Raw genomic sequence first — 12,609 nt, 5'->3', positions numbered from 1 at the left:
GCCGTTGACAGGAAGCTCAAAGCCGGAAACTTCGACGAGCACGGCAACTTCTGCTTTGGAATCCAGGAGCACATCAACATACCGGGCGTCGAGTACGACCCCGAGATAGGCATCTTCGGGATGGACGTTTGCGTTACTCTTGAGAGGCCGGGCTTCAGGGTTGCCAAGAGAAAGAGGCAGAGGAGGAAGCTTCCAGCTAAGCACAAGCTGACCAAGGAAGAGGGTATTGTCTTCGCTGTTGAGGAGTTGAAGGCCAACGTGGAGGGATTGTGAGATGGCGAAGGCCGATTACAACAAGAAAAAGCCGAGGAAGTTTGGGAAGGGCGCGAGGAGATGCATGCGCTGCGGCCAGTACGGCCCGGTCATAAGGATCCACGGCCTAATGCTCTGCAGGCACTGCTTTAGGGAGATAGCCCCCAAGCTGGGGTTCAAGAAGTACGAGTGAGGTGAGGAGGATGACCCTGCTTGATCCGTTAGCCAACGCCCTCTCCCACATGACCAACAGCGAGAGGGTTGGCAAGAAGGAAGTTTACCTGAAACCCGCCTCCAAGCTCATCGGTGAGGTCCTGAGGGTTATGCAGGAGAACGGGTACATAGGAGAGTTTGAGCTCATCGACGACAACAGGGCTGGAATCTACAGGGTTCAGCTGATAGGAAAGATAAACAGGGCTGGAGCAATAAAACCCCGCTTTCCGGTTAAGGCGAGGGACTACGAGAAGTGGGAGAAGAGGTTCCTGCCGGCGTTCGAGTTCGGCATCCTGATAGTCTCGACCTCCCAGGGTGTCATGACCCACAAAGAGGCCATCGAGAAGGGCATTGGTGGAAGGCTGATAGCCTACGTCTACTGAGCGAATGCGCGAAGGAGAGTTGAAGGTATGGAGTGGAAAGACGTGTTGAGGATCTGGCTGGGGGGAGAGAGATGCCTATAGACGCGTGGATCCGTGAGGAAGTTGAGGTCCCGGAGGGGGTTGAGGTCACCGTTGAGGGCAGCAGGATAAGGGTTGCGGGCCCCAAGGGTGAGCTCGAGAGGGAGCTTGAGTACCCCGGGATGAGAATATTCACGGAGGACGGAAAGGTTGTCGTCTACAAGGAGTTCCCGAGGAGGAAGGACGTGGCCATGGCGAGGACTTTCAAAGCCCACATAGCCAACCTCATCAGGGGGGTAACCGAGGGCTTCACCTACAAGCTCAAGGTCGTTTACAGCCACTTCCCGATGACCGTCAAGGTTCAGGGAGACGAGGTGGTCATAGAGAACTTCCTCGGCGAGAAGAACCCGAGGAGGGCCAAGATCCTGCCCGGAGTAACGGTCAAGGTTGTTGGGCAGGAGGTCATCGTGGAGGGAATAGACAAAGAAGCCGTTGGTCAGACCGCCGCGAACATCGAGCAGGCTACCAGGATAACCAAATGGGACAGGCGCGTCTTCCAGGATGGGATCTACATCGTTGAAAAGGCGGGTAAACCCATTAAGTTCTGACGTGAGGTGTGGGGGATGAACGAGAAGGCGAGACTCATGACGATAAGGGCAAGGATCAAGAGGAAAAAGCCCCGCTTCCTGAGGCAGGAGTGGTGGAGGTTCCCGAAGTTCAAGAACAACCCCAAGTGGAGAAGGCCGAAGGGGATAGACAGCAAGATGAGGCTCAAGAAGAAGGGCAAGCTGAGATCACCGAGCATAGGATGGGGTTCCCCAAGGGCGGTTCGGGGCCTTCACCCGAGCGGCTACGAGGAAGTCCTCGTTCACAACGTTAAGGAATTGGAAGCAATAGACCCGAGCAGGCAGGCGGCGAGGATAGCCGGGACCGTTGGAAGGAGGAAGAGGGAGCTCATCGTTGCTAAGGCCAAGGAGCTCGGGATTAAGGTTCTCAACGCGAGGTGATGCTCATGCTCAAGATGCAGAGGAGGATTGCCGCCGAGCTGTTGAAGTGCGGCGAGAACAGGGTGTGGATAGACCCCGAGAAGATCGACGACGTGGCCTCCGCGATAACGAGGGAGGACATAAAGAGGCTCATTCACGACGGCGTTATAAAGAAGAAGCCCGTCAGTGGACAGAGCAGGGCTCGCGCAAGGGCCTATCAGGAGGCCAAAAAGAAGGGCCGCCACCGGGGCCCGGGAAGCAGGAAGGGTAAGAAGACAGCTCGGATGGGCAAGAAGGAGCGCTGGATGATGACCATAAGGGCTTTGAGGAAGGAACTCAGAAAGCTCAAGACCGAGGGAAAGCTCGACGCTCACACCTACAGGAGGCTCTACATCAGGGCCAAGGGCGGCCAGTTCAAGAACAAGAGGCAGCTCTACCTGTTCATGCAGGAGCACGGTATCTTGAAGGAGTGAGGTGAGATAAATGGCGAGAGGACCGAGGTATAGGGTTCCTTTCAGGAGGAGGAGAGAGGGCAAGACTAACTATCACAAGAGGCTCGCCCTCCTCAAGTCTGGCAAGCCCAGGCTCGTTGTGAGAAAGACCCTCAACCATCACATAGCTCAGATAGTCGTTTACGACCCTAAAGGCGACAGGACCATCGTCTCCGCACATACGAGGGAGCTCATGAGGGACTTCGGCTGGAAGGGCCACGGCGGAAACACGCCTTCAGCGTATCTGCTCGGTCTCCTCATAGGCTACAAGGCCAAGAAGGCCGGCATCGAGGGGACCATCCTCGACATCGGGCTGCATCCACCGACCAGGGGTTCGAGCGTATTCGCGGTCCTGAAGGGTGCGGTTGACGCCGGGCTGGAAGTCCCGCACAGCGAGGAGATCTACCCCGAGGAATACAGGATAAGGGGCGAGCACGTCGCGGGCTATGCCAAGGCCCTGAGGGAGGAGGATGAGACCATCTACCGGAGACAGTTCGGGGGGTATCTGATTAGGGGTCTTGAGCCCGAGAGACTCCCCGAGCACTTCGATGAGGTCAAGGCGAGGATAATTGAGAAGTTTGAGGGGGCGGGAGAATGAGCGATCCGAGAGAGATGGCCCAGAGGGTTCTTGAGGAGTGGGAGCCGAGGACGAAGCTCGGCAAGCTTGTCAAGGATGGGCAGATAACCGATATACACGAGATATTCAGGAAGGGGTACCAGATAAAGGAGCCGGAGATAGTTGACATCCTCCTCCCTGAGACCAACCTCAGGGAGAACCAGGAAGTGCTGGACATAGCCTTAACGGTCAGGATGACGGACAGCGGGAGGAGGATCCGCTTCAGGGTTCTTGCGGCAGTTGGAAACAGGGACGGCTACGTCGGCCTTGGGATAGGTCACGGAAGGGAAGTCGGCATAGCCATCAGAAAGGCGATCAACTACGCCAAGATGAACATCATCGAGATAAAGCGCGGCTGTGGGAGCTGGGAGTGCCGCTGCAGGAGACCGCACTCAATCCCATTCGCGGTTGAGGGCAAGGAGGGAAGCGTCCGCGTCAAGCTCATGCCCGGCCCGCGTGGCCTCGGTCTTGTCATCGGCGACGTGGGCAAGAAGATACTCAGCTTGGCGGGCGTTCAGGACGTCTGGTCCCAGACCCTCGGTGAGACGAGGACCACCGTCAACTTTGCCAAAGCGGTGTTCAACGCACTCTACAACACAAACAAGGTCGCCATTCAGCCGGGTATGGAGGAGAAGTACGGCATTGTGGTAGGCAGGGCGATGCCGCAGAGCTTTGAGCTGTGAGGTGGGAGGAGATGGCCAAATTAGCTCTCATAAGGCTTAGGAGCGGGATAAGGGCGAGGGGCGAAGTTAGGGACACCCTCGCGATGCTCCGCCTCCACAGGATAAACCACCTCGTCCTCGTCGACGACACACCGAGCTACCGCGGGATGATACAGAAGGTCAAGGACTACATCACATGGGGAGAGATAGACAAGGAGACGCTCGCGAAGCTCATAAGGAAGCGCGGCAGGCTCATCGGCAACAGGCCCGTAACTGAAGACTACATCCGGGAGAAGCTCGGGATGAGCGTTGACGAGTTCGCCGAGAAGGTTGTGAGTGGGGAGGCAAAGCTCACCGACCTGCCCAACATCAAGCCCGTCTTCAGGCTTCATCCCCCCCGGGGTGGCCTCAAGGGCACCAAGAAGCGCTCCTTCAAGGAGGGGGGCGCCTTAGGTTACCGCGGCGAGAAGATAAACGACCTCATTGAGAGGATGCTCTGAGGTGGCGAGAGATGATTAGGAGGAGAAAGAAGGTTAGGAAGCTCCGTGGAAGTCACACTCACGGTTGGGGCTGCAAGAAGAAGCACCGCGGCGGTGGAAGCAAGGGCGGCCGGGGAATGGCAGGAACTGGAAAGAGGAAGGATCAGAAGTTCACATGGGCGATAAAGTACGCTCCAGAGAGGCTCGGGAAGAGGGGTTTCCACAGGCCAAAGGCCGTTCAGTACAACCCGACCGTCATAAACGTCGGTGAGATAGACGAGAACTTCGAGCTCTTCAAAAACAAGGGCGTAATCTACGAGGAGGAGGGCAGGCTGATCTTTGATGCAACACAGCTCGGCATTGACAAGGTTCTCGGCGCGGGAAAGCTCAGCAGGCCCCTCGTCGTCAAAATCGCCCAGGCCCCGGGGAAGAAGGTTACCCCGAAGGCCGAGGAGAAGATCAAGGCCGCTGGTGGCGAGGTCATCCTCGTCTGATTTCCCTTCAATTTTCAAAGACGCAGGGTGTTGGAGATGGGCGCCAGGGAGATAATCTATGCCATGGAACGGTGGTTCCCCGAGGTTGAGAGGCCTAAGCGCAGGGTTCCCCTGAAGGAGAAGTTCATGTGGACCGGGATAGTTCTCCTGCTCTACTTCGTTCTCGCGGAGATACCCCTCTACAAGACGGCGGTATCCCAGGACTACTTCGCCAGTTTGAGATTTGTCCTGGCCGGTAAGAACGGGACGCTTTTAACCCTCGGTATCGGTCCAATCGTCACCGCTGGAATCATCCTTCAGCTGCTCGTGGGCTCGGAGATACTCCGGCTTGACCTATCTGATCCCGAGGACAGGAGGTTTTACCAGGCCCTCCAGAGGTTGTTCTCCGTGTTCATGGCCTTCTTCGAGGCGGCCATCTACGTCTTCGCAGGGGCCTTCGGCATCGTCTCCACTGGGGTGGGTACCTTCCAGGTTGACATGGCAACCAGGACGATGGGCTGGGGCATGGCGAGCCTCTTAGTACTCCAGCTGGGCCTCGGTTCAACCCTCCTCATAACTCTGGATGAACTGGTTAGCAAATGGGGAATTGGGAGCGGTATAAGCCTGTTCATAGCCGCTGGGGTTTCCCAGAGGGTTATAGTCGGATCCCTCAACCCCCTTGCCCTCCCAAGTAACCCAAATGAGCTCAGCGGTGCGATACCTGCTTTCATTCAGCACCTCGCAAGGGGGGATCTGACCGGAGCGCTTTACAGGGGCCCCGGGGTTCCGGACATAGCAAAGCTAACCGCCACCATAATCGTGTTCCTAATAGTGGTCTACCTCGAGACAATGCGCGTGGAGATACCGCTAAGCTACGGCCGCGTTACCGTCCGCGGGAGGTACCCGATAAAGTTCATGTACGTCAGCAACATCCCGATCATACTCACGATGGCCCTCTACTCCAACATCCAGCTCTGGGCGAGACTCCTGAACAACAGGGGCATAAACTGGCTCGGCACTTTCCAGGGAAACATCCCCGTCTCGGGCCTCGCCAAGTACACCTATCCACCGAGGGACATCTACCTCTTAATAAACCATCCCGGCCAGGCGCTCGCCTATGCAGTGCAGACCATAATCTGGTCTATAATATTCGGTTTCCTGTGGGTTGAGCTGACGGGCCTCGATGCAAAGAGCATAGCAAAACAGCTCCAGAGTGCAGGGCTTCAGATACCGGGGTTCAGGAGGGATCCGAGGATACTTGAGAGGGTTCTCAACAGGTACATCCCCTACGTCACCTTCTGGGGCTCCTTCACTTTAGCTATAGTCGCGATACTCGCAGACCTCCTTGGGGCGCTGGGTACGGGAACAGGAATACTCCTGACCGTTGGCATCCTCTACAGGTTCTACGAGGAGATAGCAAGGGAGCAGGCGACTGAGATGTTCCCCGCATTGAGAAGGTTCTTCGCCAAGTGACCTTTCCTTTTGCCAACTTTTTTAAACCAACCGCCCTACTCCCTCGGGGTTAGCTCGAGGGTGATGCTCATGCCGTTTGTGGTCATGATAACCGGCATTCCGGGGGTTGGGAAGAGCACCATTACGCGGCTCGCCCTCCAGAGGACGGCCATAAAGTTCAGACTCGTTAACTTCGGTGACCTGATGTTTGAGGAGGCTCTCAAAGCCGGCCTTGTAAAGCACAGGGACGGCATGAGAAAGCTCGATCCAATGGTTCAGAAAAAACTCCAGCTGGGTGCCGCGAGAAGGGTCGTTGAGATGGCCGAGAGGGAACCGGTCCTCCTCGACACCCACGCCACGATACGTACTCCAATGGGCTATCTTCTCGGTTTCCCCCGTGAGGTCATTGAGACCATAAAGCCGAACTACATTGTCATCATAGAGGCCACTCCGAGCGAGATCTTGGGGAGGCGCCTCCGCGATCTGAAACGAGATAGGGATGTTGAGACCGAGGAGCAGATACAGAGACACCAGGATCTCAACAGGGCCGCCGCTGTGAGCTACGCCATGCACTCCGATGCCCTTATAAAGGTGATCGAAAACCATGAAGACAAGGGCCTTGAGGAGGCCGTAAATGAACTGATTGAAGTACTGAACCTGGCGGTGAGGGAGTATGATTGAAGGTGTTTACAAGTTCCTTGATGGTCTGTTCGGGGGCTACATCGTCCAGCATCCCCTCTTCGCGATAACCTTAGCTGGATTCATAATCGGCGGCTCCTACACCCTCCTCTATTACTTCATGACCGACATAGAAAAGACGAAGAAGGTTCAGAGACTCGCCAAGGAGGTACAGAAAGAGCTCAGGGAAGCCCAGAAAAGCGGCGACGAAAAGCGCATCAAAAAGGCCCAGCAGAAGCAGATGCAGCTCATGAAGATGCAGAGTGAGATGATGAAGGACACCCTCGTGCCGATGCTCCTAACTCTTCCCATCTTCTGGATCTTCTTCGCCTGGCTCAAGAGGTGGTACGTTGAAGTTGCCATAGTTAAACTGCCCTTCAACTTCTTCCTTTTCGACTGGTTCCACAGCTGGTACCACTCTGCCCTCAGGCCGGACGAGCTCGGTTACTTGGGCTGGTACTTCCTCACGAGCTACGTCGTCGGCATGGTGCTCAGGAAGTTCCTTGACATGGGTTAAATTTAAAAACGCTCCACTGAATGGGGTTGCGGGGTGAGAACATGAAACCTATGTACAGGTCAAGGTCATGGAAGAGGAAATACGTCAGAACCCCCGGCGGAAGGACGGTCATACACTTTGAGAGGAGAAAGCCCAAGGTCGCTCACTGTGCAATGTGCGGGAGACCCCTCAACGGCGTTCCGCGCGGAAGGCCGAGCCAGCTCAGGAAGCTTCCAAAGACCGCCAAGAGGCCAGAGCGGCCGTATCCGAACCTCTGCCCGAGCTGCATGAGAAAGCTCATAAAGGCCCAGGTTCGGGCTGGCATCTCCCTCTGAGGTGCTCCCATGTCAAGGGGCTGCCTCGTCATAACCGTCAGCGGCCTGGCCGGTTCCGGAACGACCACTCTCTGCCGGAACCTCGCCAGGCACTACGGCTTCAAGCACATCTACGCCGGTCTGATATTCAGGCAGATGGCGAAGGAAATGGGCATGACGCTCCAGGAGTTTCAAAAGTACGCTGAGCTCCACCCCGAGGTAGACAGGGAGGTTGACAGGAGACAGGTTGAGGCAGCCAACGAGTGCAACGTGGTCATCGAGGGCCGCCTCGCCGGCTGGATGGTTAAGCACGCCGACCTCAAGATCTGGCTCGACGCCCCCATAATGGAGAGGGCTAAGAGGGTCGCTAAGAGGGAGGGCATCTCGGTTGAGGAGGCCTTCGTGAGGATAGCGGAGCGCGAGAAGGGGAACAGGAAAAGGTATTTAAACCTCTATGGGATCGACATCGAGGACAAATCAATCTACGATTTGATAATAAACACGGCCCACTGGGGCCCTGATGGGGTCTTCGCGATAGTGAAGGCCGCCATCGACCACCTTTCCCCGTCGGTGACGCGGGGTAGGAAAAAGAGAAAGGAGGTGGAATGAATGCCGGCTATTGAGGTTGGAAGGATTGCCGTGGTTATCGCAGGGAGAAGGGCGGGGCAGAAGGTTGTCGTTGCCGACGTAATCGACAGGAACTTCGTCCTCGTCACCGGCGCTGGCCTCAACAAGGTCAAGCGCAGGAGGATGAACATCAAGCACCTTGAGCCCCTCCCGGAGAAGGTGAACATCGCCAGGGGCGCCTCAGACGAGGAGATAAGGCAGGCCCTTGAGGGAGCTGGAATCAGCCTTGAGTGAGGCCTCTTGGCCTCATATCCCTTTCTAATAGGTTCTCGGTGTTTCTTCACACTTCGTTCTCGTCTGTCAAAGGTTCACCCATTTGAACTGGCTTTCTCATGCATTCCTCCAGTATTAGGTGAGTTTATAAAGGAGTGTCTAAAAGTTTAGCAGGGTGAGAGCATGAACCTACACGCGGTCATCTGGGAAGAGGAGGGCATTTATGTAATAAAGGAGGTCTTCACTGGGGTGACAACACAGGGTGAGACCATAGAGGAGGCCATTGAGAACTTGAGAGAGGCAGTGGAGCTCTACCTTGAGGAGTTTCCGGAATTGAAGGAAGAACTTGATAGAATAACCTTCGTGGGCGATATCAATGTCCAGATTGCCAAGGCTCTCGGGTGAGGAAGTAGTTAAAGTTCTCATTAAAAAGTTTGATTTTAAGGTGTCCAGACAGAGGAGAAGCCATGTTGTCCTTGTTAAATATGTAAACGGCAGAAAAATCGGTACAGTCGTCCCGCTTCACAAAGAGTTAAAAGCCGGCACATTGATGGGAGTCCTAAGACTCGCCCAAATAAGCAAGGAGGACTTCATCAAAGCGTTGGAAGACCCATAAGGTGATGCTCATGGCGAGGGACGAAGTCAGGAGAATCCTGCCAGCTGACATAAAGCGTGAGGTTTTGGTTAAAGACGATAGGGCCGAGACCAATCCAAAGTGGGGTTTTCCACCGGAGAAGAGGCCCATGGAGATGCACATGCAGTTCGGCATAATAAACCTCGACAAGCCACCTGGGCCGACAAGCCACGAGGTGGTTGCGTGGATAAAGAGGCTCTTCAACCTAAAAAAAGCGGGTCACGGCGGAACCCTTGACCCCAAGGTGAGCGGTGTTTTACCTGTCGCACTTGAGAGGGCTACCAGAGTGGTTCAGGCCCTCCTCCCGGCGGGTAAGGAGTACGTCGCTTTGATGCACCTCCACGGTGACGTTCCCGAGGACAAAATCCGCGCGGTCATGAAGGAATTCGAGGGCGAGATAATCCAGAGGCCGCCGCTGAGGAGCGCGGTCAAGAGAAGATTGCGGACGAGGAAGGTCTACTACATCGAGGTGCTCGAGATTGATGGAAGGGATGTGCTCTTTAGAGTTGGGGTTGAGGCAGGAACCTACATCCGTTCACTCATCCACCACATAGGCCTGGCCCTCGGTGTCGGTGCCCACATGGCCGAGCTGAGGAGAACCAGAAGCGGACCCTTCAAGGAGGACGAGACGCTCGTGACCCTCCACGATCTGGTGGACTACTACCACTTCTGGAGGGAGGATGGCATAGAGAAGTACTTCAGGAAAGCGATACAGCCGATGGAGAAAGCGGTGGAGCACCTTCCCAAGGTGTGGATAAGGGATTCCGCCGTTTCGGCGGTTACCTACGGCGCTGATTTAGCCGTTCCAGGTATAGTCAAGCTTCACAAGGGGATAAAGCCCGGCGATCTCGTGGCAGTGATGACCCTAAAGGATGAGTTAGTTGCCCTCGGAAAGGCCAAGATGAGCAGTGCGGACATGCTGAAAAAGAGCAAGGGCATAGCCGTAGATGTTGACAAGGTGTTCATGCCGAGGGAGTGGTATCCAAAAATGTGGTAGAAACTTTGCCAAGCAAAGTTTCATCTATAATATCCTGCCTCGGCGGCATTGCAGGCCTTGGATTTTGAGCATTGGGAACATGCCCGCTATGTGCTCAGGTTCTGACCTCTTCTCCGCCTTAGTTGGGGGTTCGGCTTAACCCCCTCGTCAATCTCGGGGAGGTTTACGGGTACTCATTCACCTACTCCCGTTGCCGGTTTTGGTTCGGCCCGAGGGCTCGGTCTTGTGCCCGTTACCCCTACCGGCCAGAGCCGGATTGGGGTTATTGTCTAAAGGCCGCTCGTTGGTTTCAAACCGCCCAACGGGCAGTCTTTTAGAGACGCCTCCCGGCGTCAAACCACTCTAAAGCAGAGTGGTAACGTGAAACCCCTCATCTCATCGGGTTGTTCTTGAGTGGCCTCTCCGAGGCCATAATAGGATGAAAACAATTTAAAAGGGTTTCAATGACCTAATGGCTGTTTGGTGGTTCACCGCATACCGCCCCAAGGGGCAAGGCTCTCAGAAAAAAAAGTAATGTATCCCGGCATGCGCTACCATTTTTACTGCCTGGACCTGCCTGCTGTGTTTAGGTACCGGGGCAGCAGGGTGCTTTGCCTGTGCAGCGACGCTATTAGGTATAGCTAGTTGTGCAGTTGTAGCAAGCTTTTTATTTCTTTTTCTACACTACAACAGATCGAGGGTGACCAAGCATGAAATTGAAGCACCTTATGCCACTTCCGTTTACTATTTTAGCTAGTTTATGGTGTTTATAAGGTAAATGTCCTCCCAATTTTTGTGGGACTGTTTCATGGATAATTAAAAGCGTAAAGTTTAAGTATTTTTGCTTCATAACTTCTTTTGGTGCGGGTTGAATGAGGCTTTATCGAACGGGAAAAGCCTCACAACTCTTGGGCATCAGCAAGCCAACGCTCCTCAGAAAAATTAAAGCCGGCGAGATTAAAGCATACAAAGTTGGTAGAGAATACCGCATTCCAGAAAGCGAAATCAAAAGACTCCTTGAAGGCAAAACCCTCGATAAAGTTGTGGTTTACGCCAGAGTCTCAAGCAGAGACCAAAAAGAAGACCTTGAGAGGCAAGTGGAATATCTCAAGAACTACTGCTCCTCCAAAGGCTACCAAGTGGCCAAAATCCTCATCGACATCTCCTCCGGCCTAAACGAGAACAGGGGGGGTTTGAAACAACTCTTCAAACTCGTCGAGAGTGGAGAAGTTGGAAAAGTCGTGATAACTTACAGGGACAGGCTCACCCGCTTCGGCTTCAAATACCTCGAACAATACTTCAACTCCCACGGCGTTGAGATTGAAGTCATCTTTGACGACGAGGATAAAACGCCGGAGAAAGAACTGGTCGAAGACCTTTTAGCCATTGTGACCTCCTTCGCTGGAAAGCTTTATGGCATGCGTTCTCACAAGAAAAAACGCCTTGTCGAGGCGGTAAAGAATGCCCTCAGAGACGATTAAACTCACCGCAAAATTCAAGCTAAAAGAAACACCCGAAGGATTAGACAAGCTTTTCCGGACTTATCGGGAAATCGTGAATTTTCTCATCTCTTACGCTTTCGAAAACAACGTTACGAGCTTTTATCGGCTGAAAAAGGAGACTTACAAGGGCTTACGCAAGGAGTATCCAGAACTGCCGAGTCATTACCTTTACACGGCTTGTCAGATGGCGACGGCGATATTCAAGAGCTTTAGAAAAAGGAGAAAGAAGGGAAAGGCTAAGGGAAAGCCTGTTTTTAAGAAAGAAGTCATAACGCTGGACGACCACTTGTTCAAACTCGACCTTGAGGCTGGAATGGTGAAACTCTCCACTCCGAGCGGGAGGATTAAGATGGAGTTTTATGCCGCTAAGTATCACGAGCGGTTCAAGGATTGGAAGGTTGGACAAGCGTGGTTGGTGAGAACTCCAAAAGGAGTCTTCCTGAACGTTGTATTTTCGAAGGAAGTCGAGGTTAGGGAACCTAAGGCCTTTGTCGGTGTGGATTTAAACGAGAATAACGTAACGCTTTCTCTCCCGAATGGGGAGTTTGTGCAGATAATCACTCACGAGCGGGAAATCAGGACTGGCTACTATGTGAAGAGAAGGAAAATTCAGAAAAAGCTGAGGGGCGGAAGGAAGAGAAAGGAACTTCTCGAAAAATATGGGGAGAGGGAGAGGAACAGGCTTAACGACCTGTATCACAAATTGGCTAATAAAATCGTTGAGCTGGCTGAGAAGTATGGCGGTATTGCTCTGGAGGATTTGACGGAGATTAGGGATTCAATTAGGTATTCGGCTGAAATGAACGGTCGTCTCCACAGGTGGAGTTTTAGGAAACTTCAGTCAATTATCGAATACAAAGCGAAGTTGAAGAGTGTTAGGGTTGTTTTTGTTAACCCTGCTTACACTTCATCCCTGTGTCCAGTATGTGGGGGGAAACTAAGCCCGAATGGGCACAGGATTTTGAAGTGTTCAAACTGTGGTTTTGAGGCCGACCGTGATGTGGTTGGGAGTTGGAATATTCGTTTGAGAGGCCTGAAGATGTGGGGAGTCTCCGTTCCCCCCGAAAGCCCTCCAATGAAGATGGGAGGAGGAAAGGTTAGCCGTAATGACATTTACGAACTTTACACAAGTTACGGCTAACCA

At 53.9% G+C, this 12,609-nt stretch carries 20 protein-coding genes and 1 pseudogene; all 21 read left to right on the top strand.

The genetic code is table 11. The features are described from left to right. Window positions 1–273 (top strand): annotated as a pseudogene (gene rpl5p, locus MVB78_RS10275) (50S ribosomal protein L5); the annotation flags it as partial. A 1-nt stretch (window position 274) separates the two neighbouring features. After that, complete coding sequence (locus MVB78_RS10270; protein WP_167910185.1) at window positions 275–445, top strand: 30S ribosomal protein S14; 171 nt, start codon at window positions 275–277, stop codon at window positions 443–445. A 10-nt stretch (window positions 446–455) separates the two neighbouring features. Then, entirely contained in the window at window positions 456–848 is a 393-nt protein-coding gene (locus MVB78_RS10265) for a 30S ribosomal protein S8 (protein WP_297491028.1), read from the top strand. A 71-nt stretch (window positions 849–919) separates the two neighbouring features. Beyond that, window positions 920–1,474 (top strand): 50S ribosomal protein L6, encoded by a 555-nt coding sequence (locus tag MVB78_RS10260; protein ID WP_297491025.1) that lies wholly within the window; start codon window positions 920–922, stop codon window positions 1,472–1,474. A 15-nt stretch (window positions 1,475–1,489) separates the two neighbouring features. Continuing rightward, window positions 1,490–1,873, top strand: a complete 384-nt coding sequence (locus MVB78_RS10255) for a 50S ribosomal protein L32e (RefSeq protein WP_297491022.1) — start codon at window positions 1,490–1,492, stop codon at window positions 1,871–1,873. Continuing rightward, the gene (locus MVB78_RS10250) at window positions 1,873–2,325 is read left to right on the top strand and encodes a 50S ribosomal protein L19e (protein ID WP_297491019.1); all 453 of its coding nucleotides are present in this window, start codon (window positions 1,873–1,875) and stop codon (window positions 2,323–2,325) included. Before MVB78_RS10255 ends, MVB78_RS10250 begins: the two co-directional genes overlap by 1 nt. Before the next feature lie 10 nt (window positions 2,326–2,335). Further along, a complete protein-coding gene (locus tag MVB78_RS10245) occupies window positions 2,336–2,941 on the top strand; it encodes a 50S ribosomal protein L18 (RefSeq protein WP_297491016.1) in 606 nt (201 codons plus the stop codon). Continuing rightward, entirely contained in the window at window positions 2,938–3,642 is a 705-nt protein-coding gene (gene rpsE / locus MVB78_RS10240; RefSeq protein ID WP_297491013.1) for a 30S ribosomal protein S5, read from the top strand. The genes MVB78_RS10245 and rpsE overlap by 4 nt, the downstream gene beginning before the upstream one ends. An 11-nt stretch (window positions 3,643–3,653) precedes the next feature. Further along, on the top strand, window positions 3,654–4,121 hold the full coding sequence (locus MVB78_RS10235) for a 50S ribosomal protein L30 (protein ID WP_297491009.1): 468 nt from the start codon (window positions 3,654–3,656) through the stop codon (window positions 4,119–4,121). An 11-nt stretch (window positions 4,122–4,132) separates the two neighbouring features. Further along, on the top strand, window positions 4,133–4,594 hold the full coding sequence (locus MVB78_RS10230) for an uL15m family ribosomal protein (protein WP_297491006.1): 462 nt from the start codon (window positions 4,133–4,135) through the stop codon (window positions 4,592–4,594). 36 nt (window positions 4,595–4,630) lie between these two features. Next, a complete protein-coding gene (secY, locus tag MVB78_RS10225; RefSeq protein ID WP_297491073.1) occupies window positions 4,631–6,046 on the top strand; it encodes a preprotein translocase subunit SecY in 1,416 nt (471 codons plus the stop codon). A 69-nt stretch (window positions 6,047–6,115) separates the two neighbouring features. Then, a complete protein-coding gene (locus MVB78_RS10220) occupies window positions 6,116–6,706 on the top strand; it encodes an adenylate kinase (RefSeq protein ID WP_297491070.1) in 591 nt (196 codons plus the stop codon). After that, the gene (locus MVB78_RS10215) at window positions 6,699–7,220 is read left to right on the top strand and encodes an EMC3/TMCO1 family protein (protein WP_297491003.1); all 522 of its coding nucleotides are present in this window, start codon (window positions 6,699–6,701) and stop codon (window positions 7,218–7,220) included. The genes MVB78_RS10220 and MVB78_RS10215 overlap by 8 nt, the downstream gene beginning before the upstream one ends. A 41-nt stretch (window positions 7,221–7,261) precedes the next feature. After that, a complete protein-coding gene (locus MVB78_RS10210; RefSeq protein WP_297491000.1) occupies window positions 7,262–7,534 on the top strand; it encodes a 50S ribosomal protein L34e in 273 nt (90 codons plus the stop codon). 9 nt (window positions 7,535–7,543) lie between these two features. After that, the gene (gene cmk, locus MVB78_RS10205) at window positions 7,544–8,122 is read left to right on the top strand and encodes a (d)CMP kinase (RefSeq protein WP_297490997.1); all 579 of its coding nucleotides are present in this window, start codon (window positions 7,544–7,546) and stop codon (window positions 8,120–8,122) included. Then, a complete protein-coding gene (locus MVB78_RS10200) occupies window positions 8,123–8,374 on the top strand; it encodes a 50S ribosomal protein L14e (protein WP_297490994.1) in 252 nt (83 codons plus the stop codon). A gap of 162 nt (window positions 8,375–8,536) precedes the next feature. Further along, window positions 8,537–8,758, top strand: coding sequence for a type II toxin-antitoxin system HicB family antitoxin (locus MVB78_RS10195; RefSeq protein WP_297490991.1), 222 nt, complete (start codon window positions 8,537–8,539; stop codon window positions 8,756–8,758). Beyond that, window positions 8,730–8,969, top strand: coding sequence for a type II toxin-antitoxin system HicA family toxin (locus tag MVB78_RS10190; RefSeq protein WP_297490987.1), 240 nt, complete (start codon window positions 8,730–8,732; stop codon window positions 8,967–8,969). Before MVB78_RS10195 ends, MVB78_RS10190 begins: the two co-directional genes overlap by 29 nt. Window positions 8,970–8,979: 10 nt before the next feature. Beyond that, window positions 8,980–9,984, top strand: a complete 1,005-nt coding sequence (locus MVB78_RS10185; protein ID WP_297491067.1) for an RNA-guided pseudouridylation complex pseudouridine synthase subunit Cbf5 — start codon at window positions 8,980–8,982, stop codon at window positions 9,982–9,984. Between the two features lie 851 nt (window positions 9,985–10,835). Then, window positions 10,836–11,444: an IS607 family transposase gene (locus MVB78_RS10180; RefSeq protein ID WP_297490984.1), complete on the top strand. Its 609-nt coding sequence runs from the start codon at window positions 10,836–10,838 to the stop codon at window positions 11,442–11,444. Further along, window positions 11,425–12,606 (top strand): transposase, encoded by a 1,182-nt coding sequence (locus MVB78_RS10175; protein ID WP_297490981.1) that lies wholly within the window; start codon window positions 11,425–11,427, stop codon window positions 12,604–12,606. Before MVB78_RS10180 ends, MVB78_RS10175 begins: the two co-directional genes overlap by 20 nt. Window positions 12,607–12,609 lie beyond the last annotated feature (3 nt).

The sequence above is a fragment of the Thermococcus sp. genome (assembly GCF_026991495.1).
Lineage (GTDB): Archaea > Methanobacteriota_B > Thermococci > Thermococcales > Thermococcaceae > Thermococcus.
This window is presented reverse-complemented; position numbering and strand designations above follow the sequence as displayed.